Raw genomic sequence first — 21,463 nt, 5'->3', positions numbered from 1 at the left:
AGCCCGCTTTTTTCTTCTTTAAAAAAAGTGTTGATCTTCTAACTGTTTATGGATATAATATTCTTTGTGAAGTTTGAAGTATCTGTTTGAGAACAGTACATTATTCCATGCCGGGGTGGCGGAATTGGCAGACGCACAGGACTTAAAATCCTGCGGTTGATTTTACGCTCACATCCCCGTTAAATGGGCGATTATCCGTTTACATAGCGTTAAATGTACGTAAGGTCCTCCGGGTCTGATTTATACGCAAAAATACTACACAGAACCTAGCGCAGCCATTCGAAATGGAGGCGTTTTTATTTTGGCTAGAGTACGTAAAATTACCACTGATCCTTCGCTCATGACGTGGGAGCAAGCCCTCGCAGGATTCCTCGATTATAAAACCGCTCAGGGTATCAGCGCGCAGACTTACGAAGATTACGATAAGCACGCGCGGCTATTTTTTAAGCGGTTCCCCAACGCATGGAATACTCCGGACAATTTGACGGAAGGGTTATACGCACATCTCTCCGAAGAGGTAAAACCGGCTACGTTTAACAATCGATTGATTTACTTGCGCACGTTTTTGAATTGGTGTGTGGAGAAGGGAATAATAACGCATAATCCGATCGCGAACATGAAGAAGCGGAAAGATGAAGGGCGTGTTGTCGCAGTTGATGAGCGCATCTTGCAGAAGTTGCTAGAGATGCCAGATCAGTCAACATTCGTTGGTCTTAGGGATTACGCGCTTATCCTCTTAACTTTAGACACCGGCATCCGACCGAAAGAGGCCCTCACCTTATTGCCTTGTGATTTTAATCCGGCTTCTTACGAAATTTATATTCCGGCGAAAAATGCTAAAACTCGGATATCGCGCACACTGCCGATATCTGATATCACGCTAAAGACATTAAAACGCCTCTTAGCGGCACGGCCCGCTGAGTGGGGCGAGGAAGCTCCGATTTTCTGTACGTATGAGGGACGCTCTCTAAATCGCCATACCTGGGGCGATCGGCTTGAAAAGTATACGCGAGAATTGGGTGTCCATATTAGACCTTACGATCTAAGACATGCGTTTAGTTTAGAATACATTCGCAATGGGGCGAATAGTTTTGCATTACAGAAAACACTCGGGCACACGAGTATGGAGATGACTAAGCGATATGTCGCTCTGGTAACTGACGATTTGAAGGCGGAGCATGCAAAGGCAAGTCCGTTGAATAAACTAATGAAGAACACGAAAAGAACAACGAAAATATAGTATAACGCTCATCTCTTCGGCAAATAGCCGCAGGGGTGAGCGTTATTTTTTCTATACGGTCTATCTTGTTAATATAGGGGTATCAAAACGAAGAAAGGGCTTGTGGCAATGGATAAGCGAATAGGAAGAAGATACAAAAATGAACGTAACGTATGTAATCGCAACTTACCTCTGGATGAGTTGTTCGAAATATTTTATAACGCCAAGACTGCAGAAGGCAGATCCCCCAGAACCCTTGAGGCGTATACGGAAGGATATCGTCATCTTTGCGAGTATATGGAAATGATCGGAGTGGAGCGGACACAGACTGCGGTAACTCCAGATCTACTGAGGTCATATATTTCTTGGATGCTTCATGGAAAGAGAAAGTGGGAAGGTCATGCTCATAAGAGTGAGGATAGTATGACGTTAGGACTGTCACCAGTTACGATTAATACAAAGATTAAAGTAATCAAGGGAATGTTTCGTTATCTTAATGAAGAGGGACATATCAATCATGATCCAACTGCACGCATCAAAAAGTTAAACGAACCGGTAAAGAAATTGAAAATTATGAGTGTTGAAGAGATGCGGAGACTTCTCAATCAACCTAACCGTAAAACTTATGCCGGCTTCAGGGATCACGTAGCCATGTGTGTTTTAATTGACAGTTTTGCCCGTATAAGTGAGGTGCTTTCCTTGAAAATAACAGATATTGATTTCAAGTTAGGAATGCTCTTTTTTGATGAGAAAATAGTAAAAACAAGACGCGGAAGGTCTGTTCCGGTAACTAAACGAACACTGCGCCTTCTAAAAGAGCTAATTAGAGAGAACGAGGAGTTCGAGTCTGAGTACATTTTTTTAACGAATTACGGTGAACCGATAAGAGACGATAGACTTCGCGATCGAATAAAACAACACGCCAAGAATGCAGGATTAAAAATCCGCGTTCATCCGCACTTGTTTCGCCATACATCGGCCACGATGTTTCTTGAAAATGGTGGGGATCTTCGTCACCTTGCGGGAATAATGGGACATTCAGACTTGCGTATGGTTATGCGCTACACACATATCTCAGATAAGGCGCTCAAAGCCCAACATGAGCAGTATACGCCGATGCATGATGTGTTGGGGAAACGGAGCCTCGAAAGAAAGATCAAGCGGACTTATTAGTCCAATACATTTTTACCGGCAGAAAAATCGAACCAATTCGTCGAAATATTAACGCAAACATGACGAAAGGACTACGCAAATGAAACGATCGAGTCGATTTATGCGGACGCTAACGGCCAACTTGCACTTTTATACCGCGCAAATGGAACAAGCGCCGGTTGTCGTATTTGCTGCGGGAGAACTCGTCGGCAGCGGTAAGATTGCGGAAATTACGGAGGAAAGCGTGAAGATCGGAGACGAGCGATTTCTTCGCGCTGTCTGTACGTTTAAATATGCGGGTTAACAAAAAAAGGCCGTTTAAACCGGCCTTTTTCTAATAAATCATCACTCCTTGCGTTGCTTGAAACTCTTTAAACTTACCGAGGTCGAGGATCGCCCTACGTATTGCTCGATAGTCGTTTGAAGGAACATCCACAAACTGAGACCCTTCCTCTGTTTCTACTTCGAATAATCCTTCTGGAGCTCTTGTAGTAGTTATCAAATCAACATAACAACCGTAATCAATTGAGTACACATTGTACCTTACACCTGGTGAGTCGTGGCTAGATACGCTCTGTTTTATTACGTGTAGGACACGAGAATCAAATAGAAAATCAATTAGCGGGTCTTTAACATCGCTCCTCAGTAAAAAGGCTCGCGCCCGCCGATGTGCAATTACCTCAGTAATGATCCACTGTAGCAGCGTAGTTGCTCCTGGTCGTGGAGTAATCGCTGTTTCTTTTGAACGATTAAACCAAACTTTTGCGGCATGCCGAATATTAGGTATTGAGATTGGTGAAGATTTTGCTTGTTGGGCGGCTATACCAAGAATGTTAATTGCATCTCTAGGCACTCCTTCTGATGCTTTTACAAATTCATCAAAGGCATTTACTTGGGTAAACGCAAGCTTAGTAAACTGCTCATATGTTTTAATCCCTTTTAGATCATCAGCGGGTATAATACTAGCTATGTGTTTAAAAATTAACTGACCAAAGAAATCTTTAGCATTTTCGGAGCTATTCTCAAAAACCATGTACTCGTCTAAGTTAAGGCTCGCAGCTACATCCGCTCCAATTTCGATACCAATATCTAAACTCCCATCTTCTGTTATCCTAAAATTACATCTTTGCTCAATTGCAGCAATTTTCACAGATACCCCTTCCACTGAGAGCAATGTTCTCTTCAGTAAATCGGCGAGATAAGGCTGTAAATCAATCGGTACTTCGCTCCATTCGTCTAAAATAATCCATAAACGCTTTGGCGCAACACTCTTAAGTATGGCTGAAATGAACTTTTTTACAGTTCCAAAATGAATCCTAAGGCGCTCACGCCCAGTTCGGTTAACCTTTCTACTATTTGTGCTTTCATTTTGATTACTGTCATTGAGTTCATACCCCAGTTTAATTCCTTTATCATAGCTCAGGCTTAGCTTTTCCCCTTCTTGAGTCACCCTGCGGTCAGAGCTGTGATCTTCAACTTGAACTTCTCCAACCACCTTTACTTGCGTAATTGCGTCAGCTAAATTATCCAGTAAAGGGCCGACTACTGCTAAATTAACTTCCTCGCTTTTTTGAATTACATATTCTAATAGTGAATCATGCATTGCTGAGAGCGTATCAACGATTAAGGTCGTTGCTCTCTCTGAAATACCAAGTGAGCTATCCGAGTAAATACCACCAGATGACCCAATATTCCGCATATCTATTTGAATAGCAATGTCTCCACTCTCGTCAACGTAATTAGCTAAGTAGGATAATGCGTGTGTTTTTCCAGTCCCCCGTCTTCCAAACAAAATTTGATTTTCAATATTCGAAAGTAAGGTAAATAATGGACCGACATCAACAAAAGTAGATACCAAGTGAGCTCTATTACTTGACTCTGCTCTCTTTGTAACTTTTAATATCGCGTTATTTAGATTCTGATTTATGCTAATCATAACCACCCCAGTTATTGGAAATCTACTTTCTAGTCTACTATACCTAGTATATATTTTCCAGATGGTAGTGTAATTACTGCTATTATAATTACTTTTATACTATAAACTTCTCAAATACTGGGCTCCGCAGCATCCCCGCGCGAGTCCAGTTTCGCATTTTCACGCGCACCCTAATCCGCCGCGGCTCCACGTAAACAAAGTCGCGATCCTCCCCGGTAATCAGCACCTTACTCACGCCATAAAACGCCTGCTTATCGGTAGGCGACGCACCGAACTCGATAACGCCAGCCGGCCGCACCTTGCCGCGCTCATCCGCTACGCCCGCAAGCCAGCCGAACTCTCCCTTTTTATATCCCGTAATATAGACGTCAGCATGCGTCCAGTTAATAACCTTGCGCCAGTTCTCCGATCGGCGGCCAGTCTCATATACGCTGTCCTTCCGTTTGCCCACGACGCCCTCCATGCCGCGAGCCTGAATCTGCGCGAATAACGCCTCGCCGGCACCTTCAACGTGTGGCACAACGCCGAAGCTTCCGTTAGGTAGCGCTAGGTTGGCGAGAATTTCCTTGCGCTTGAGGAGCGGCAGCTTACGTAAGTCCTCGCCTTTATAGCGCAATATATCAAAAATAGCGTAATAGGCCGGCTGCTGAACGGTTAGGCGCGTAATCTTATCGGCGCGCTTCGCCTGAAAGCGTGACATCACCGCCTCAAAGTCGGACACGCCTGTTTCCGGGTTAACACACGCGATCTCTCCGTCAAGGACGATGTCATGCGGAAAGAGCCCGTCGGCTATCTCCGGGTATTGCCGCGTGCAGTCGTTGTTATGCCGTGTATATAAACGAATAACCCCGTCCTGTTGCGAAAATATTAAGCGATGGCCGTCGATTTTCGGCTCGTAGATAAAGCGCGAATCCGAAAACGGACCGGGTGCCGTCGCAAGTAACATCGGGTCAATAAACATAGTAAACACCTCATCATAATTATAACGCGAGCTATGAATGAAGTGAGGCGGTAAGTAGTGGCAGCCCCTTGTAAAAGAACGTACGTTCCCCTATAATTGCATCAGGGAGGGATTTAATATGTTATCCGATTTTGAACGCAAGTTGCTTCGTATTTTATGCAATTATTCTTCGCAGCGCCGGCGCATGCCGACTCGCCACGAGCTTTCACGTCTGACTGGCCGCAACTTTCCCGACATTGAGGCGGCCTTGAACTCGTTAATGCTCGCGGAGTACATATTCTGGCCGGATAAGCCCGCGCTAGACACGATCGTCATCCTCGAAGGCTGGGAACGCGAAACGCCTACGAAGCCTACCACGAACGCTAACTACTGGACGGAGTACTGACATAGCCGGAGCACCACGACATAATTCGCGTTGAGACATAAAAGACCGCCATTACGACGGTCTTTCTTTTATGATCTCCGTAATCCCTGTCCAGCTCCCGTCTAGTTGCTTAACGTAAAGACGCCCGTTGTACCGGCGCCCTGCCGCGAATAGCTTACGATTCATATGCGCCCCTCCGTTCACTTTCTCAGCGATTTGACAAGTGCTACGATAGACAGCGCGAAACCGACGAGGATTACCGCCCATGTGATTACGTTCAACATTTCGACCGCCTCCATTTATTTTCATTTCCGTATATGATAAGATTGGGAGGAGGGAGCCGCTAACTCCCTCCGGTGGAACCTTTAACGTCTGCGTCGGATGCGTCGTTTTCGGGTTCCTTTTTCTTTGGCGGCTTTTCTGTAATTGATCCAAGCTGTTAGTAAGTTTATTAAAGCCGTTACTAGTATCGCCCAATCTTTCATAAACTCACCTCCTTGTCTCTATTATACGATATCGTATATACGATTGCAATAGGTTTGACGAAAAATATTCGTTATCGTATAATTGATTTCGGAGGTGATTCGTTATGCTCATCGTTACACCATGTCTAGGCGAGATTTTAAAAGAACGCGGCATCACGCAGACGCAGCTCTCGCAAATGTCTGGTGTGCCGCAAGGTTCGATCTCACGCTTCGATAAGAATACGCGACATGAGGACGCTCATTTATTCGCAATATCGCGCGTTCTCAACGTAAGTATTGAGGAACTCTTTACACTGCGGGAGGCGGAGTAAGTGCTTCTTTAAAGAAATTACTTAAGATATGTAATTTGCAGGAGTTAATAAACACATGAAAAGGGGCGAGTATGTGGGAAATAGTTCTGATATTAGCGGTAAAGTGGCTTCCCAAAGTTACATGGCAGAAATGCATAATGACGGTCTCTACTTCTTGGAGCAAGCTAAAAAAGCTACAGATGAATTTTTAAAGAGACGTTTTCTTAGAGCATCAATTATTTACTTTTGCACGTCAGTAGAAGCAGCTATGTGTAGAATTGTGAGCGATAAGCTGGTTCAAATCGAGCATGAACTTGAGCAGGGCGACGAGTATATTGAGCTAAAAAACAGCCTAAACGATCCGAATGGTACCCCACCTCGCTTTTTTAGATCAATTGATGGCAAAATTAAGGTTGTGGAAGATATATTTGGATCTAAAATTCCCTTGTCAATTAAAAGACCATATAAACAACTGACCTTTTTACGAAACAAAATTATTCATTACTCAAATTCGTATAAAAGTCAAATTTACGCCACGGGTAAGGTTGAAAAGTTGGCTTATGGTGCGCCCGATGTCGTCGATAAGTTCCTTAGCATCTTATTCGGATATATTAACCTATCTGATGGATATTACAAAAATCGCACCTCTCGTTATTAATCAACTATATAGGAGAATACGCATGAAAGATCGTTACGTATACCCGGCCGTATTCACATACGCGGACGACGGAATCTCCGTTGAGTTTCCCGATCTCCCTGGCGCATTCACTTCCGGAGATAACGATGAGGAGGCGCTGTATATGGCGAAAGATTGCCTCTCGCTCCACCTTTTCGGAATGGAAGACGACAGCGATGATATTCCGGAGCCTACTCGCGCCTCAGAGATCAAAACGGGACCCGACCAAGTCGTCGTATTAGTCGAAGTATGGATGCCACCTGTGCGGAACCAACTGAACAATAAGGTTGAGAAGAAAGCAATAGACATAGTAAAATTAAATAAACTAATTTCAAAATACTCTGATTATACTCTTGAAGACCTACATAAATTAAAGATTATCTATGAGAGTAGGGAAGAAGATAATAAACAAGTTGGAATTATAATCGTTTTCATTGGCATACCAATTTCGATAAGTTTACCCTTAGTGAACTCAATGGTAATGAAGGGATCGGTCATTTCTGCTCTCGCATCATCTTTTTTACTTGTATTTGGCATTGGAGCGGCTTGCTTTTTATTTTCTATAAATAACATGAGAGTTATAAAAACAAGAAAAGTAATTGATATGCTCATCGACAAGAAAACACCCAAGCCGTAGATAAAGCAAGAGACTACATAATAAGCCCGATATTTTTAGGAAGTAACTTTCATTTATGCAATCTATGGTAGAGGGAACTGCTATATATCCTCTAATTCAAAGGAATAGGATCGCCAGGTTACGAGGTGGAAATCCTAGCCTGGCGATAGTATCGTACCTTTATTACGCGGCTAAACTTCGATCAACGTTTGCTTCAATCCCTCGGGCTACCAGAACTTCGTGAATTAGTAAGCGGCCACTCTGCGTCCACCGAGTATTAACGACTGTCTTAGTACCGCCTGTCGGAATGGGGAAGGCGTGGGTGTAAGACTTTGTGTAACCTTTTCCGTGATATTTGGCGCAAAGAACCCACTGACCACCGGTTCTGCGCTGAATACGCTCTTCCTTCAGAATTTCGTTAAGTTGACGCGCAGTAAGTCCGTAGTCTGCCGCAATCTGCGTTACATTCATCGTATCAGTAGACTGTAGGATTTTGTCCAGGTAGGTCAGGCGCCCTGCTTGTTCCTCTATAATCTCCGCTTGAGCTTCCGTCTCTGCCTGCAGGAATGCTGCTTTTTTCTCCGCTTCAAGACGCGCTCTTCGTTCTTCTGTCAGTTTTGTGACTGTTTTAAGGAGTAGATCGGGGTCGTCCAGCAGTGAATCAGTTGCGTACATTCCGTTTTTTCGAATAGATGGAAGCACCTCTTCAAATATCCAACATTCGAACTTCTCAGCGGAGGGAAGTTTTGAGCGAGCGATAAGTCGATAAACGTTACCTTCTGTGATGAACTTAACCATCTGGGATCGGCCGAGGGGGTCGATGACTGAACGATTCGTGCACCCATCTGACTTGCAGTGGTCTCGAATTGCTTTTTGAGGGTTTGAGTACCCCAATGTTCTAGCTACCTGAGTCGCTCCAAACATCACTTTCCCGGCTAGTGTGACCACCTGAATGCCGCCAAACTGTTCGTGATTAAATACCTTTGTCAATTGATCCATTTAGAATCTCTCCTTTTAATTATATTTGCGGATCATACCCGCTATTCCAGAACTCAAACTCGGTTTGTGAGATCGTAGTCCCAGTCTATAAATACTTTTGTGATTTTTTTAATCGCTGAGTCAAGTGCATTAGTATTGATCCACCTATGCGGCCCTCCTTGGATGGTTATAGAGACGGCGTTGAATTCAACGCGGTTCAGGCCAGCACGGGACACTGCATCTTCGAAGTCTATGATCAAATTAACTAGCTCGTATCCTTCAGAAAACCTCGCAGATTTTAAATCTGCATATGAAAAAAGAACGGCTCTTACGCCGTCCTCCGTGGTCATCCGATACCTCTCGTCTAAGGCTCGCTGCTTCTTATTAATATCGACTTTGCAAGCGCCCATTAGTTCACCGTCCCTTGGAGTTTCTTTGCGTTATTAATGACTTCCACCGTACATTCGTCGATCGGAAAGCGTCGAGCTATCTTGAAGCGGACACTGTCAGTAACTTGGCGGTGGCCTCGTTCGATCATTGCGACCGTTGATGGGGACACTCCGATCTCTAAAGCGAATGAAACTTGTCCTAATCCGTTAGCGAGTCTAATGTTTTTTACGGTTTCTCCTGTCATGTCTGTTCCTCCGTTATAGTGTATTTTTGATTTCTCACATTAATGGAAATAAAAAAAAAAGAAGCCCAGCAGGCAACTTTTCGTTTATTCCTTCTCGCTTAAATTAAATAATATACAATAGTAGGAAAAGAAAATGAGATTTCATAGGAATGGGTAAGATTTCAAGTAAACAAATTTATCGTTCACGACATAGCCACCTGTTTTGCAGATCAGCGGTATTCCCTCGTGCGTGACCCAACGTTTAAATGCGCGAGCTTCGGGCTTGCGAGATGTAAGAATAAGGGAGTATAGACCTGACTCATTAACTATGGTGATATTTGGGTTCCCTCGAATACCCTCATTTAAAATGATAGTATTCCTTTCATCAGCATCGAGTCTCGATAAGGCTTGGCTCGTATTTCCTACCCCCAACACCTCGCAAACATCTTTTGCAACAAACCACGATTCTCTGGCGACTGTCACCGTTCGGACTTGGGCGTGAATCGGTGACGGTGTAGGTTGAAACAACGCTTGACGAGTATTCACAACCAGTGTCTCAAGAAACGGCTTCGAGGGTGCCGGTAGTAGTGGACACCCATTCTCTGCCAACGCACCAAGGGTGTCAATTGAACTTACACCCATTTCGTCTCTTTCCTGGCTTGGCGCTGCTATTCCGTAACCACATAATCGGACGATTTGTTACCTCTCAACCGCACACAGACCGCCTAATTTCACGCTCAGATTCGCTATATAGTGCGGTATATGCGCTGTTTTCTCATCGTCCAGGAGCGTTACGCGCATATATTGGGTGATGGCTCTTAGGACGAGCGAGCACTCATTACTATTGAGGGCTTGAGCTGATAGCATTATCAACGAATCACGCAAGCCTGCAACTCGCACATTCAAAACCAACCTGTCAATTAGGCAGGCCGCCAGAAAGGTAAGAGTTACCGTTTGATTGGCGCATGGCTGGGCGTTCATAATACTACAGTTTTGCACTGGACTCGCGGTGTGGATGTAATTTCAACCGCTGAAAAATCAGCAGTTGAACATGTCGAGTCCGCAGACGGAAAACTTCGGCCAGCATCCGCACCGACCGCGAAGAAACGGCGGTTAAGGTCGATGTAGTTTCAAACTACACCGTCACTGATTCATGAGGAAGGCCGAACTTTGAAGCGCCTGCACTCGCCGCATGATTTGCACTTTTCTACACTTACAAACGGTAAGTACGCACATGTCCGCTTCCAATTTCATCGCCCATAAAACCACCGTGAAATTACCGCCTATTTTCACCGGGAGGGATAATCGTCCCCTCTCGATATGAAACGCGCTAATTTCACGCTTAAAATCGCTATTTTCACGGGGAAGGGTGGCGAGGGACAGTGAGGATGGCAGGCGCGGCGCATCGGGTACGGTTTTTCTCTTTTATTTAACTGCACGCGCAGTCGAATGTGTGTATATATTCCGTTTCGGTACGGTTTTTGTACCGGAGCGGTACGAAGTTATGAACGAAGTGAATAACTGAGTAAAGATCTTTAAAGATTTAAAGTCTTTAAGATCTAAAAAGATTTAATAAAATACCACGCGTGGCCCAATTTGTCAACAACGAATTTTATCCGCGCCAAAATTGGTAAACGTCTATTTGCACTATTTTACACATTGAATACTATCATCTTAAATGAGGGTATTCTATTCCGCGTGTCTTTGCTATTTAGAACCAGCGTGCGTTAAATGCACTGTGGTCATGCCATCTCCGAGGGTACGCATATTGTAAGTACCCTTACGATCCCACGAAAAAACCGCCCTCTTAACGCTGGGCGGCCGATGCTTTATGTATAGTTATGTTGCGGCTCAAGACATAAGATTAGCGAGTATCTTATACACAACGCCAAAAGAAATTGAAACGGACGTAAGCCCGATCAAACCACCCTTAATTTTCTCCATTTTCATCCTCCACATATTCAATAACATCCCCAACCCTGCAGCCGAGTACCTTGCATATCTTATCGAGTGTTTCAAACTTAACCCCATCTGTATCCTCGTTATACAAGCGAGTTATTCCGTTTCTATGAAGTCCCGTCATCCTGGATAACTCCGCTATATTAACCCTTTTCTCACCCATTATGCGCGATAAGTGAACTTTAATCATTACGAACCTCCATATAATTCAACACTACAGTGTTTAAAATATTAATTAAGCTGTTGACAATGCACGCTACACTGTATATACTGAAATCAACGAAATAAACACTGTAATGTGCATTTGGTTTACAGTAGTATGTAAATTTCACATCTATAGAACTAATACGTTCATCTTATCAAAGAGTTTCAATCTAATCAATTAGGAGGTTCCACGACATGAAAATTATCCCTACGTTCGAACTCGGTTATTACCGCAACTGCCGCACTGGCCTAATCCACGTTAACTACAAACGCCGCCATATCACCGTAAGACTACCGCTGTTTCTCGCCATTTTCCCGAATCTGGACCGGCGCTGGACCGGCGACGTCATCCAAGCGACACCTGCGCAACTTGAGGCGCTAGGCTACACTGTTGACCTGCAGATCCGCTACGTCATAGAGCCGCGCTTGATCGGCAAGCGTTATATTGCGGAGCTGCTCGGCACTAACCAGGTAATCCGCGTTCCGGCCGTTAACTTCCGGTACATCACAGGCGTTTCTAACCGCGCAGTCCTTGGCTCCGTGAGCGTAACGCCATCCGAGGCTCAGCGTCTCGGCTTCGTGGTAAACGGAAAGGAGGCGGGCCAGCTTGATCGCCTATACACCGCAGTATACTCGGCATAATGCGCCGAAGAGAATTGACCGCAAGAAACTAATACGTATCCTGTACGCCCTCATTATCATCGCAAAGGAGCTGATCGCATGAGTCGATTTAAGCGGATATCAATAATTGACGGTCCATACGAGTTTGAGCACGGGTATCAAGAGGATATCGGATACCTTGTCGCTGATGGTATGGCGATGTACATTAGCGAGGGCCTGCTTTGGCTGCGCGCGGTCCGAAAGGTTGAGGGACGCGACTCGCTTTATCTCGCGCATGAGGAACGGGCCGGCGTTATTCTTGCGAACGACACGGGCCGCGGTGACATCATTATCGAGGAGATGTACAACCGTCTTGCCAACATGAGCGCGTTTGACTTTTTGCACACTGACTTAATGAGCTATCTACAAGGAGACTTTGAATTTCATCTGCCCACCGATGATGCCGGCCGCGCCAACGGCTGATAAGCGGAGGTGACGCATATTGCCTTACCTCGTACCTATCCGCTGCAACGGAGAGGATCGCCATGCGAGGGTGTGCCTGAGCAGTACCGACCGGTTTGCGCCAACATTCCGGTCGGTCCCGTTAATACCGCGTCCGGAGCTTAGCGGGCTCCGTCAGGCAGGCGCGTTGACATAGATTAGTATTCTGCGGGCGATGCGGCCGGGATTAAGTCCGGGTCAGGCACCGTGTCGTCCGCTCCCTTATGCTATATAATACGAACATAGGTTCGTTAAGTTTCGTATTTATTAACTTTTTTTTTGGAGTAGGAGTATGTCGATATGAGCGATAGCAAACAGACTGGCATTGTCCGCGTCAGCAAACGTGAAAGCGGCTACGCGGTGCTTGATACATACTTTTTAGGGGATACGCGGCTCTCGTGGAAGGCGAAGGGGATGCTGGCTTATTTGCTGAGCAAGCCGAGCAACTGGACGGTTTATACAACGGATCTAATCAAGCGCTCAAGAGACGGGAGAGACGCTGTTTACTCCGCGCTCAAAGAGCTGGAATCGTGCGGCTATGTAGAGCGGAGGCAGGCGCGCGAGAACGGGAGAATTACCGGAACGGAGACGGTTGTATATGAGCGACCGAGCGGCGACTTTTCACATACGGATTTTCCGGATATGGAGGTTCCGGACACGGATAACCCGCCACTAGTTATTAATAATATAAATAATAATGACTCTAAGGAGGAAGTAAGTAAGACGCGCGATACTCGCGTTTTAACGACTCTTACTCGAGTATTACGCCGCCTGCCGCTCAATGACACCGCAAGCCTCTACGATCACTACTTTGAGGACATCTACGCGATGTTAAGCCGTCGATTTGGTGATGCAATAGAGCCGGACGCGATCCAGTTTGCAGCCGAGCGGTACTTCGATAAAGCGGTCGACATGACGACAGGGTTGCCGCGAGGAGACGTATACAGTCCGACCGGGCTATTTTACGACTGTTACGTAGAGGGTTTAGCGGAATTGAAGGCGCGGCGGTTTAAACGGTGCGGGGCGTGACCTGGGTTACGTGAGATAGAGTAGGATCTCGGGAGAGTGTGCGCACGTCGGGTATCAAGCGATGGGGAGGCAGCTATATGACGCAATTAACAGACTTATCGACAATCACAGCGGAGATCAACGCCTACAAACGCGTAGCCGGCGAAGCAATATTCGAAATAGGCAAACGGTTGAAGCACGTAAAGGAAACGAAGCTGGCGGAAGGGTTTGGGGGATGGTACGAATGGCTACGAGAAGTTGACGTCGCGCCGCAGACGGCAACACGGATGATTCAAGCGTACGAGCAGTTCGGAGACCGTACGACGTCGTACGCAATTCCAGCCGGAAAAATCTTCGAAATGCTCTCGCTCCCATCCGACATTGATCGCAGCGAGTTCGTTTCCCAGCCGCACACCATTCCGTCCACGGGCGCAGTAAAGACGGTCGACGAAATGACCGTGCGCGAGTTGCGCGAGGTTAAGGCGCAACTCAAGGCGGAAAGGGAGGCGCGTGAGAAGGCGGAGGCGGATTATGATGCCGTCGTGGAGGCTTAAGTGAAAAAAATAAAAAACCTATTGCGAAAAGAGAAAAAAGTGGTATACTGAAAAATGGACCACTAATTTTCGGCAATAGATTCCGATCTTAACTTATCATCACAATATAAGTATAAGGCGTAATCGTTTATTTGTCAACACCAAAATCAAAGTGGTCACATTATCTGATTTGGGAGGACTTTATTATGCCAATGCTGGACCGAGACAGATTTAAAAGTAGAGTAGTTGCATACCAAAAATACGCTGATGAGTGGATTATTTATAAGGTTCTTGACTACATGCGAATTAAATTTCATTTAATGCGGCGCGGTTTCGACTTTGAGGAACACGGCATGTACATTGCATTTAGAATTAACATGATCTTACTCGGTAAGATGAAAGCAGCAAAATACAAACGACAATCGACTAGTTACGATCCTGAAGACCTACCAAGCTACCGGAAAGCAATTAAGGATGACCTCGGGATCGACATTTTTTCGGAGCCTGACTTTGGTTCTTTAATGACACATAATAAACAAATCTTGTCGTACCTTGGGGGAGAACAATTTGCTTCTCTCTGTGAGGCTATACGGCGATACAGAGAGCACTTAGTAGCCAGTTCTGATGCGATCGAGGAGGCGGTCGCTGAGCTGGAACCTGCGTTAATTATTCCAGCTCTAAAGTACGCCTTTTCTTGCGTGGATACTTCCCGGAGCGAGAAAGAAATGGTTCGTTACATAAACCGAGCCTTTGCAACGGAGTATATCCGGCTTCAACTAAAACAAACCGGCACACGTAGGCTCGGCCGGCGAGACGAGTCCGGAAGGTACCGGAATATTTACGTGACTCCATCAGAGCCAAACGCTTGGGAGATTGTATTCGCACCAGGAGTTACTGCGAGGATGGCAGAGCAGCGGATGGCCCGATTAACTAAAGCCCAACGGCAACGTATCCAAAAAGTTTACGATATTGTTACTGAGGACATTAGAACAGGGAACATGGCTCGTTACAAAGTTGATGATAGGGGGAGCTATCGGATTAATTTTAGATACTTGGCCGAACGTTTGGGCATCGAGGAAAGCACATTGAGAAAATCGCTATCTAAAGCTAGAGCGGCATGAGTTCCTGATTTTGCATATTACTTTCTTTTAGTGTAAACCACCAGGTCGGAGGGTTCCGGCTTACATTAAAATACAAAGGGGAAATGGAAATGACAACATTAGCTTATAAACTCCAAGTTCCGACTGATGTTGAAGCTCCTAAGGGCAACCTGAGAGATGTATGGACTGAAGGATATTTTTGGGTGGGCGCTTTTACTAAGGGCACGAACAATAGACTGATGCTTAGCGTTGTAACAAGCAAGCTAACAGGGTGCGTTATGACAATGGCTGAGAAGAGAACTACGATCTCTGATTTGACTGGCTATTACGAGTACATTACCGGGGAGTCTTTTCCTGATGAAACAGCCCAACGATTGAAGGCGTGGATATCTGCGGGGTATGACCCGTTAGTCTATACATTTATGTCCGAAAAGGCATTGGCTATGGTTCGAAATAAGCACGAAAGGTATAGCTTTGAGGAACGAGGTAACAATTCGGCCGGGCTTGATGGCACACCAGATGACTCTTGGACAATTAACGGACGGCACAAAGGCGGAATGATTGTCGCATCCGATTAAAAAGTTACCGTTTGACCGTGTATTTTTATAGGTTTCATGACTATATAAAATTCAAACTAAATGGAGGTTTCGACGAATGGAACGTAGAACATACTGTCGCTTCTGTAACGAAGAGCATGTCGTAAGTGAGACGAGAGATACGCTAGGCAATATCGTAGGCCTGTTTTGCAATCGTGAGAAGGCTATGGTTACCTCTCATACAACCGCCTGGAACGAGGAGGACATTATGCCGGCGATTGAACGTTTTGTTGACGCGACCGTTGACCGAGTGGCTCTAGCGCGCATTAAAACGGATAAAATGAGTGGGTTAGCGCGGAAAATTGGATTTCAATTCATCCAGACATCCTATGCGCGCGAACGAAAAATTAACTATGCATTCGCCGTCCACCACATACTGGCCGAAATTCGACGCATGAGAGAACACGGCTTCCATTCGGGGGTGAAATACGCATGAGCGACCAACTCGCCCCACTTCCGAACGATAGAGGTTTATTGTTTAATTTGCAATTTTCGTCAAGAGGGCGTCCAAAACTCTACGTCCTCTGGCGAAATCAATTTCGTCACTGCCTCACCTCGCTCATCGTACATAATTATTGCATGAATTACTCTTTTCTTTTTGTCTATTCTCTCGATTACCTCGTCACGGTCAATATCACGGCCGATAATAAAAGTCTCCTCTTTACCAGATGGGATATACCGAACAGTCACGGCCTTCCCATCCCTATACTTTAGAAAGTCAAACATGAGTTAAAACATCTCCCTATGTACGATTTACTCGAAAAATATTTGCGGCACGCGTGTAATAAACACCACCTATCCGTACCGCGTTGAAGGAGAAGTAATCAACTGGACCGCCGTAGTCTGCGATCTTGCCTGTATCCTTCTCAACCACAGTGACTCGATCTTGCGTAAGGGCTGCAATGAATAAATCAATATCAGAATTTAACGTTTTCATAGTAAATAATTTCGACTTTTTGCTAGAAATTCCTTCAATGACCGTGCATTTTTCTCCTAAATGTGCCTACGTATATGAGAGGACCGCCTTAGTGCGGTCTTATTCCCGTTTGGGAACAGTGGCCCTTGCGGTCGCGGATGTCCGAAAGGCTCCGCACAGATTAAATAAAACGCTCGGAGGACGAATGTTGCGGGCAGACTCCGCACATCCTTGCGCCATTTTAAACGGTGAGGAGAGCGAGCATTGAGTAAACGTAGATATCAAATTAACTGCATAATCGAGTATAAGAGCGAACGTATGATGTGTATCAGCTCTAGCGCTACTTTAGCAATATTTGCGCATGTTCACAAAATTGACGGAAAGCTGCTGACAGCTCTTGACGGCCTGATTGCTCGGCCTAACAACTTCCTGAAATCTCACGATGGAGACGATGAGTTGTTCGTCGATATCAAGGTTCTAGGCGATGCGTCGGAGGTATTTGCGGATGAATAACGACGCGTATGTATATTACGATGAAGCACTCGGCCAATATCGGGAGAGCTTTCCGGTAGATGGATACGTGCACGAATCGGTCGAAGAGCGTGAACGCAAACGTCAATATGCGCAGCGAGAGGACGCCAGAAAACGTAACACGCGCCATTATGTGACGTCATACCACGAGTCAGTCCGCAGTCTGACTGATGTACTCGAGATTAACGAGCTGGGTGCAGTCATGAAGATCATTCCGTATATGCGACGCGATAAAAACGGCGACCTATACGATGGGCCTAAGCGGATGGGGATCGCTGAAATTGCGCGAGCAGTCGGCAAGTCCCAGCGCTGGGCCGAGAGCGTAGTTAAAACGCTAATTTCGGTTGGCGTACTTACTGAGTCGCGCGATGGCCGACGTAAGGTATTCGGAGTTAATCCGGAATATCACACGATGGGCGAAACGATTGCAGGCGCCAGATACACGAAAGTATATCAAACTAAAACGAAGTCCGACGTCAGGAACCTATCGGTCCAGGCGGCCGGGCTTTTATATTGCATGATACCGTTCATTCACTATGAGCGGCTTTATCTCGTACATAATCCGGACGAGCGCGATGGCGATCTTCTGCAGCACATGCGCCAGGCGGATCTAGCTCGGGAGATTGGCGTAGAGGAGCAGACGGTTACTCGCGGCATGAAAGAGCTTAGTCGGCACGGCTTCGTAATGAGATCGGAAGCATTCGGCGCGATCGTAATCAAGATGAACCCGGACGTGATGTACCGGAAGAAGTTCGATGACGATGACTATACGCAAAGTGTCCGTTATGAGTTTGAGCAAAACGCTAAAGCTGCGGATGCATTCGGAATTACTGACGAAAGCCTTCCGTTCTAAAAACGTTCCATATACTGCGGAGTTAGAGCGATTTCGTTCCATATATTGCGGAGTTAAAAAGTGGCCTGCGCCTTAGAGCGGCGCGGGTTACAGCCGTTTTTTAGCTTGAGCAACTCTTATCTTATGTACGCGACAACAACGTGCTTCGCGAGTTAATCGGAGCAAGCTCCGAACACCGCGGACCAAAGAGCAGGTCCTTGTGTAAATATCTAATCCGCGCATAAAAGTCTATTCCGGAGCCGACAGGCGACGGGCAAGGCTGAAAGCCGCGTGAGTATGTTTGAGTTAAATGATCTCTATTGTTAGTCATGAAGCCTATTCAGAGAAGTATCTCATGTAGGCATTAACACGCGCTAAGCGAACGTTAAGTGAGCGGAGGGATTGCGATTATGATCGATTTATCAACGGTAAGTACAGCGGATTTACAAGCAGAGATATCCCGTAGAGAGGGCGTAAAATCCTACGCTCTAAGTACGGAGGATAGCGCGGAGATTAACGTTAAATGTAATGGCGGAGGGTTGCGTACAAATACATTTGTTAACTTCTCGGGACCTGCGGTTATTACGATAAACATCGATTAGTTCATGCGTAATGCCTGCGCGTGTGAACGGAAAGGAGGATGTTAGATATGGCGAAGACATTAACGTCAGGGCAATTGATTGCGATCGAATGGCTTGCTAAGCCGCGTAAAGGCGGAAAGACATACGAGGAGATTGCGGAGATATGCGGTGTTACTGCACGCACGCTTGAGAACTGGCGTAAGGATGCGACATTCGATGCGGAGTTTAAGCGTGCTATTGTACGTGAGAACAGCGCTAAGTTACCGGAATTAGTCGATTCGTTATCTACGATTGCGATGCGTGATGGTAACGCGGCTATGGCGAAGCTTGCGCTACAGGTTAGCGGTATGCTGACGGATAGAATCGAAGTAGATACGAAGGATAGCGAGGGAACGGATGTCGAAGCGCTGAAACAACGGATTAGCGCAATGAGACAGACAAAAGGTGAAGCGTCCGAAGGGAACGAATAATGCGCGCATTTAATAGGTAGAAACTCGGCGAGATGATTTCGTATCCTTTCGGGTCCGCCCGATTTATCTACGACGGACTCCTGACGCGTGCCCTCTCCGAAATTTTCAACGCGAGGGTCCGAAAGGGGCCATTTTGTTCGCGCTGGGTGGACGAATAGGGGTAACGGAGGATGTGCGCAGGTGTTACGGAAGGGGCAGCGGGGTATAAACGCAGTCGTGACGCGGGTTTGCGGCGCCTAAGCCAGCGAGAGACTAGTGTATAAAACGCGGGTTTTGTACATATGCCAGCGCGTTAATACGATGAAGTGTGTACCCCCAAGGCCCCCTCCGAAATCGGCCGCATTAGGTGCATTTACAATCCGCGCATCAAAATTAACGTTTGGACTTTACGGAGGGGCCACGCATAGTGCGTTAGCCTCTCGCTTATTATCGCCGTGAAATTAGCGGAGTTATCGCGCAAGGGGAACGATTACCCCCGGACGTAGGTAATTGCGCTAATTTCACGCCTAAAATCGCTAATTTAACGGAAAGGAGGCGATATCTATCGCATGGGTCAGCGGCAAGTGGCTAACGCGCCCCGAACGCGAAGCCAAGATCGCAGAAATCGCAGCGTTACTGGACGTACTTGATGGCGTAGATATCGCCGCACTTAGTCCGGAAGACGCGGCGGAGATTGACGCGCAGCTCACGGAGTACGAACGGCTAACGCGGATTCACCGCTGCGAAACGAATCTGATCGAGTTTGCGCTCGAATACTTCTCGGAAGCGCGTAATCCCGGCAACGACGGAAACTGGGACGGGTTCGATATCGTGACGTATGAGGAAGCGCCTGAATTTCACCGTGAGATTGCCGAGATAATAGACGATATATCTAACGTTCACACTAACGATAAGGTCGCGGTGGCGGCGCCCCGTTCTCACGCGAAATCAACGTACTTATCAAAAGCCGCCCCTTTGCGCGAGATATGTTACCGCAAACGGAGGTATGCGATTCTCATTTCGGAGACACCTACGGTATCGAGCTCAAACCTGGATTGGATCGCGCTCCAACTAAAGAGTAACGCAAAATTGCGGGCGGATTTTGGTCCATTACTAAGCCCAAAGCAACAAGAGAACCCACGCGATAACAGTTCGGAGTTTATCGCTTGGGAACCGCGAGATGATGGAACTAAACGGCTGCTCGCGAAGGTCGACGCAGCGTCTACCGGACAAGCACTTCGGGGGCGTAACTGGAATCAGAAACGGCCAGACTTGATTGTATGTGACGATTTGGAAGACGCACGACCAGGCGGTAATGCAGCGACTCCAGAACAACGAGCAAAGCTAAAGGACTGGTTTTCGCAAACTGTCGTGCCCCTGGGCGACCCAAAAGGGAAACGTACGGCGTTTATCTACATGGGAACAACGGTCCATCACGAAGCGCTGCTCGTTGACGTGTTGTACAACCGGTCAGATTTTAAGTCGCGAGTCTATCGCGCAGTTATTGAATGGCCTGAGCGTATGGATCTATGGGAAGCGTGCCGGCTCGTATACAAAGACCCGGATCGCCCGAAAGAGGATCGAGTCGCTGAGGCGCGTCGGCTTTACGAATTGAATCGTGAGGAGATGGATCGGGGAGCTGTCGTATTATGGCCCGAGGCGCAGTCGATTTGGGTGTTGATGCGCAAAAAATGGGATGACGGATCGAAAGCGTTCAACACCGAGTATATGAACAATCCGGTCGACGAGGAGTCGATGATCTTCAATCCGGAGACTTTCACGTATTGGGACAGCGCCAGCGCCAAGCTTCACGACCTCCTAACGCAGTATCCGCTCCCGACCAACGTTTTTGACGTCTACATGGGCGTTGACTTCGCGATGGGTAAGACACGCGGTGACTATTCGGCAATCGTGGTCATCGCACGCCATAAAGAAACCGGAACTAAATACGTGATTGACGCGTTCGGCGAACGAATTAAGCCGGACGCTTTTTTGCGTGTGATCGTTGAAAAAGCCCTGCGCTATCAGCCGAGTGCTATCGCAGCCGAGGCGCAGGCAGCGCAAGAGTTTTTCGTAATGCAGCTTAAGGATGCGCTCCGGGCTGCGGGCTATCCGGCGCACACGCGGGTTAAAGAGATCCACCAACGGGCACGTAAAGAGCTACGGATCGAGGCGCTGGCCCCAGATATCGAAAGCGGTGCAATCCAGTTTTCACGGAAACATGCGCTGCTGCTTGAGCAGTTCGAAATGTACCCAACCGGGTCCCACGATGACTTGCCGGACGCTCTCGAAATGGCCGTTAGTATCGCGAAAAAGAACAAGAAGAAGATCCGAAATAAGCCCGCATGGGCGTATTAAACACG

The 21,463-nt window shown here is 46.7% G+C and carries 26 protein-coding genes; 19 read left to right on the top strand and 7 right to left on the bottom strand.

What is annotated here, in order from left to right; translation table 11 throughout:
• Window positions 1–301 precede the first annotated feature (301 nt).
• The 3 genes from DCC85_RS14465 to DCC85_RS14455 all read left to right on the top strand — a co-directional run bounded on the left by DCC85_RS14465 (window position 302) and on the right by DCC85_RS14455 (window position 2,675).
• The gene (locus tag DCC85_RS14465) at window positions 302–1,240 is read left to right on the top strand and encodes a tyrosine-type recombinase/integrase (protein ID WP_234414184.1); all 939 of its coding nucleotides are present in this window, start codon (window positions 302–304) and stop codon (window positions 1,238–1,240) included.
• Window positions 1,241–1,348: 108 nt separating this feature from the next.
• Complete coding sequence (locus tag DCC85_RS14460) at window positions 1,349–2,392, top strand: tyrosine-type recombinase/integrase (protein ID WP_234414183.1); 1,044 nt, start codon at window positions 1,349–1,351, stop codon at window positions 2,390–2,392.
• A 79-nt stretch (window positions 2,393–2,471) separates the two neighbouring features.
• Window positions 2,472–2,675 (top strand): hypothetical protein, encoded by a 204-nt coding sequence (locus tag DCC85_RS14455; protein WP_234414182.1) that lies wholly within the window; start codon window positions 2,472–2,474, stop codon window positions 2,673–2,675.
• Window positions 2,676–2,705: 30 nt separating this feature from the next.
• Here the strand turns inward: DCC85_RS14455 and DCC85_RS14450 are convergent, their stop codons facing one another.
• On the bottom strand, window positions 2,706–4,307 hold the full coding sequence (locus tag DCC85_RS14450) for an ORC-CDC6 family AAA ATPase (protein ID WP_108466236.1): 1,602 nt from the start codon (window positions 4,305–4,307) through the stop codon (window positions 2,706–2,708).
• Window positions 4,308–4,401: 94 nt separating this feature from the next.
• On the bottom strand, window positions 4,402–5,268 hold the full coding sequence (locus tag DCC85_RS14445; protein WP_108466235.1) for an ATP-dependent DNA ligase: 867 nt from the start codon (window positions 5,266–5,268) through the stop codon (window positions 4,402–4,404).
• A 184-nt stretch (window positions 5,269–5,452) separates the two neighbouring features.
• Here DCC85_RS14445 and DCC85_RS14440 point away from each other — a divergent pair, with 184 nt between their 5' ends.
• The 4 genes from DCC85_RS14440 to DCC85_RS14420 all read left to right on the top strand — a co-directional run bounded on the left by DCC85_RS14440 (window position 5,453) and on the right by DCC85_RS14420 (window position 7,720).
• The gene (locus DCC85_RS14440) at window positions 5,453–5,653 is read left to right on the top strand and encodes a hypothetical protein (protein ID WP_234414181.1); all 201 of its coding nucleotides are present in this window, start codon (window positions 5,453–5,455) and stop codon (window positions 5,651–5,653) included.
• Between the two features lie 568 nt (window positions 5,654–6,221).
• The gene (locus tag DCC85_RS14430; protein WP_108466232.1) at window positions 6,222–6,428 is read left to right on the top strand and encodes a helix-turn-helix domain-containing protein; all 207 of its coding nucleotides are present in this window, start codon (window positions 6,222–6,224) and stop codon (window positions 6,426–6,428) included.
• A 55-nt stretch (window positions 6,429–6,483) separates the two neighbouring features.
• Complete coding sequence (locus DCC85_RS14425) at window positions 6,484–7,065, top strand: hypothetical protein (protein WP_108466231.1); 582 nt, start codon at window positions 6,484–6,486, stop codon at window positions 7,063–7,065.
• 22 nt (window positions 7,066–7,087) lie between these two features.
• Window positions 7,088–7,720 carry a type II toxin-antitoxin system HicB family antitoxin gene (locus DCC85_RS14420; RefSeq protein WP_108466230.1) on the top strand — a complete coding sequence of 211 codons (633 nt, stop codon included), beginning with the start codon at window positions 7,088–7,090 and terminating at the stop codon, window positions 7,718–7,720.
• Window positions 7,721–7,882: 162 nt separating this feature from the next.
• Here the strand turns inward: DCC85_RS14420 and DCC85_RS14415 are convergent, their stop codons facing one another.
• From DCC85_RS14415 to DCC85_RS14395, 5 genes are all read right to left on the bottom strand, one after another.
• On the bottom strand, window positions 7,883–8,698 hold the full coding sequence (locus DCC85_RS14415) for a phage antirepressor KilAC domain-containing protein (protein ID WP_325048381.1): 816 nt from the start codon (window positions 8,696–8,698) through the stop codon (window positions 7,883–7,885).
• 53 nt (window positions 8,699–8,751) lie between these two features.
• Window positions 8,752–9,027 carry a hypothetical protein gene (locus DCC85_RS14410; protein ID WP_159081887.1) on the bottom strand — a complete coding sequence of 92 codons (276 nt, stop codon included), beginning with the start codon at window positions 9,025–9,027 and terminating at the stop codon, window positions 8,752–8,754.
• A gap of 59 nt (window positions 9,028–9,086) precedes the next feature.
• Window positions 9,087–9,311, bottom strand: a complete 225-nt coding sequence (locus tag DCC85_RS23730) for a helix-turn-helix transcriptional regulator (protein WP_108466228.1) — start codon at window positions 9,309–9,311, stop codon at window positions 9,087–9,089.
• Window positions 9,312–9,452: 141 nt separating this feature from the next.
• Window positions 9,453–9,932 (bottom strand): BRO-N domain-containing protein, encoded by a 480-nt coding sequence (locus DCC85_RS14400; protein WP_108466227.1) that lies wholly within the window; start codon window positions 9,930–9,932, stop codon window positions 9,453–9,455.
• A gap of 1,288 nt (window positions 9,933–11,220) precedes the next feature.
• The gene (locus DCC85_RS14395; protein WP_108466226.1) at window positions 11,221–11,439 is read right to left on the bottom strand and encodes a helix-turn-helix domain-containing protein; all 219 of its coding nucleotides are present in this window, start codon (window positions 11,437–11,439) and stop codon (window positions 11,221–11,223) included.
• A gap of 209 nt (window positions 11,440–11,648) precedes the next feature.
• Between DCC85_RS14395 and DCC85_RS14390 the strand changes: the two genes are divergently transcribed.
• From DCC85_RS14390 to terL, 12 genes are all read left to right on the top strand, one after another.
• Window positions 11,649–12,095: a hypothetical protein gene (locus DCC85_RS14390; protein WP_108466225.1), complete on the top strand. Its 447-nt coding sequence runs from the start codon at window positions 11,649–11,651 to the stop codon at window positions 12,093–12,095.
• A 78-nt stretch (window positions 12,096–12,173) separates the two neighbouring features.
• The gene (locus DCC85_RS14385) at window positions 12,174–12,536 is read left to right on the top strand and encodes a hypothetical protein (protein WP_108466224.1); all 363 of its coding nucleotides are present in this window, start codon (window positions 12,174–12,176) and stop codon (window positions 12,534–12,536) included.
• Window positions 12,537–12,854: 318 nt separating this feature from the next.
• On the top strand, window positions 12,855–13,583 hold the full coding sequence (locus DCC85_RS14380; protein ID WP_108466223.1) for a helix-turn-helix domain-containing protein: 729 nt from the start codon (window positions 12,855–12,857) through the stop codon (window positions 13,581–13,583).
• A 77-nt stretch (window positions 13,584–13,660) separates the two neighbouring features.
• Entirely contained in the window at window positions 13,661–14,116 is a 456-nt protein-coding gene (locus tag DCC85_RS14375; protein WP_108466222.1) for a DUF3102 domain-containing protein, read from the top strand.
• Window positions 14,117–14,301: 185 nt separating this feature from the next.
• The gene (locus DCC85_RS14370) at window positions 14,302–15,216 is read left to right on the top strand and encodes a hypothetical protein (protein ID WP_108466221.1); all 915 of its coding nucleotides are present in this window, start codon (window positions 14,302–14,304) and stop codon (window positions 15,214–15,216) included.
• 89 nt (window positions 15,217–15,305) lie between these two features.
• Window positions 15,306–15,773 (top strand): hypothetical protein, encoded by a 468-nt coding sequence (locus DCC85_RS14365; RefSeq protein ID WP_108466220.1) that lies wholly within the window; start codon window positions 15,306–15,308, stop codon window positions 15,771–15,773.
• 76 nt (window positions 15,774–15,849) lie between these two features.
• Entirely contained in the window at window positions 15,850–16,227 is a 378-nt protein-coding gene (locus DCC85_RS14360; RefSeq protein WP_108466219.1) for a hypothetical protein, read from the top strand.
• 744 nt (window positions 16,228–16,971) lie between these two features.
• Window positions 16,972–17,220 carry a hypothetical protein gene (locus tag DCC85_RS14345; RefSeq protein WP_108466216.1) on the top strand — a complete coding sequence of 83 codons (249 nt, stop codon included), beginning with the start codon at window positions 16,972–16,974 and terminating at the stop codon, window positions 17,218–17,220.
• Window positions 17,213–18,091, top strand: a complete 879-nt coding sequence (locus DCC85_RS14340) for a helix-turn-helix domain-containing protein (protein WP_159081885.1) — start codon at window positions 17,213–17,215, stop codon at window positions 18,089–18,091. The genes DCC85_RS14345 and DCC85_RS14340 overlap by 8 nt, the downstream gene beginning before the upstream one ends.
• A gap of 389 nt (window positions 18,092–18,480) precedes the next feature.
• On the top strand, window positions 18,481–18,672 hold the full coding sequence (locus tag DCC85_RS23725; protein WP_108466214.1) for a BC1881 family protein: 192 nt from the start codon (window positions 18,481–18,483) through the stop codon (window positions 18,670–18,672).
• Between the two features lie 47 nt (window positions 18,673–18,719).
• Entirely contained in the window at window positions 18,720–19,121 is a 402-nt protein-coding gene (locus DCC85_RS14330; protein WP_108466213.1) for a phBC6A51 family helix-turn-helix protein, read from the top strand.
• An 810-nt stretch (window positions 19,122–19,931) separates the two neighbouring features.
• Window positions 19,932–21,458, top strand: a complete 1,527-nt coding sequence (gene terL, locus DCC85_RS14325) for a phage terminase large subunit (RefSeq protein WP_234414180.1) — start codon at window positions 19,932–19,934, stop codon at window positions 21,456–21,458.
• The last annotated feature ends 5 nt before the right edge of the window (window positions 21,459–21,463 follow it).

This window comes from Paenibacillus sp. CAA11, assembly GCF_003060825.1.
Classification (GTDB): Bacteria; Bacillota; Bacilli; order Paenibacillales; family Paenibacillaceae; genus Fontibacillus.
This window is presented reverse-complemented; position numbering and strand designations above follow the sequence as displayed.

Excerpts from the sequence above, each read along its gene's own strand:
- DCC85_RS14460 (WP_234414183.1), top strand. The coding sequence starts at position 1,349 with ATGGATAAGCGAATAGGAAGAAGATACAAAAATGAACGTAACGTATGT.
- DCC85_RS14455 (WP_234414182.1), top strand. The coding sequence starts at position 2,472 with ATGAAACGATCGAGTCGATTTATGCGGACGCTAACGGCCAACTTGCAC.
- DCC85_RS14450 (WP_108466236.1), bottom strand. The coding sequence starts at position 4,307 with ATGATTAGCATAAATCAGAATCTAAATAACGCGATATTAAAAGTTACA.
- DCC85_RS14445 (WP_108466235.1), bottom strand. The coding sequence starts at position 5,268 with ATGTTTATTGACCCGATGTTACTTGCGACGGCACCCGGTCCGTTTTCG.
- DCC85_RS14440 (WP_234414181.1), top strand. The coding sequence starts at position 5,453 with ATGCCGACTCGCCACGAGCTTTCACGTCTGACTGGCCGCAACTTTCCC.
- DCC85_RS14430 (WP_108466232.1), top strand. The coding sequence starts at position 6,222 with ATGCTCATCGTTACACCATGTCTAGGCGAGATTTTAAAAGAACGCGGC.
- DCC85_RS14425 (WP_108466231.1), top strand. The coding sequence starts at position 6,484 with ATGAAAAGGGGCGAGTATGTGGGAAATAGTTCTGATATTAGCGGTAAA.
- DCC85_RS14420 (WP_108466230.1), top strand. The coding sequence starts at position 7,088 with ATGAAAGATCGTTACGTATACCCGGCCGTATTCACATACGCGGACGAC.
- DCC85_RS14415 (WP_325048381.1), bottom strand. The coding sequence starts at position 8,698 with ATGGATCAATTGACAAAGGTATTTAATCACGAACAGTTTGGCGGCATT.
- DCC85_RS14410 (WP_159081887.1), bottom strand. The coding sequence starts at position 9,027 with ATGACCACGGAGGACGGCGTAAGAGCCGTTCTTTTTTCATATGCAGAT.
- DCC85_RS23730 (WP_108466228.1), bottom strand. The coding sequence starts at position 9,311 with ATGACAGGAGAAACCGTAAAAAACATTAGACTCGCTAACGGATTAGGA.
- DCC85_RS14400 (WP_108466227.1), bottom strand. The coding sequence starts at position 9,932 with ATGGGTGTAAGTTCAATTGACACCCTTGGTGCGTTGGCAGAGAATGGG.
- DCC85_RS14395 (WP_108466226.1), bottom strand. The coding sequence starts at position 11,439 with ATGATTAAAGTTCACTTATCGCGCATAATGGGTGAGAAAAGGGTTAAT.
- DCC85_RS14390 (WP_108466225.1), top strand. The coding sequence starts at position 11,649 with ATGAAAATTATCCCTACGTTCGAACTCGGTTATTACCGCAACTGCCGC.
- DCC85_RS14385 (WP_108466224.1), top strand. The coding sequence starts at position 12,174 with ATGAGTCGATTTAAGCGGATATCAATAATTGACGGTCCATACGAGTTT.
- DCC85_RS14380 (WP_108466223.1), top strand. The coding sequence starts at position 12,855 with ATGAGCGATAGCAAACAGACTGGCATTGTCCGCGTCAGCAAACGTGAA.
- DCC85_RS14375 (WP_108466222.1), top strand. The coding sequence starts at position 13,661 with ATGACGCAATTAACAGACTTATCGACAATCACAGCGGAGATCAACGCC.
- DCC85_RS14370 (WP_108466221.1), top strand. The coding sequence starts at position 14,302 with ATGCCAATGCTGGACCGAGACAGATTTAAAAGTAGAGTAGTTGCATAC.
- DCC85_RS14365 (WP_108466220.1), top strand. The coding sequence starts at position 15,306 with ATGACAACATTAGCTTATAAACTCCAAGTTCCGACTGATGTTGAAGCT.
- DCC85_RS14360 (WP_108466219.1), top strand. The coding sequence starts at position 15,850 with ATGGAACGTAGAACATACTGTCGCTTCTGTAACGAAGAGCATGTCGTA.
- DCC85_RS14340 (WP_159081885.1), top strand. The coding sequence starts at position 17,213 with ATGAATAACGACGCGTATGTATATTACGATGAAGCACTCGGCCAATAT.
- DCC85_RS23725 (WP_108466214.1), top strand. The coding sequence starts at position 18,481 with ATGATCGATTTATCAACGGTAAGTACAGCGGATTTACAAGCAGAGATA.
- DCC85_RS14330 (WP_108466213.1), top strand. The coding sequence starts at position 18,720 with ATGGCGAAGACATTAACGTCAGGGCAATTGATTGCGATCGAATGGCTT.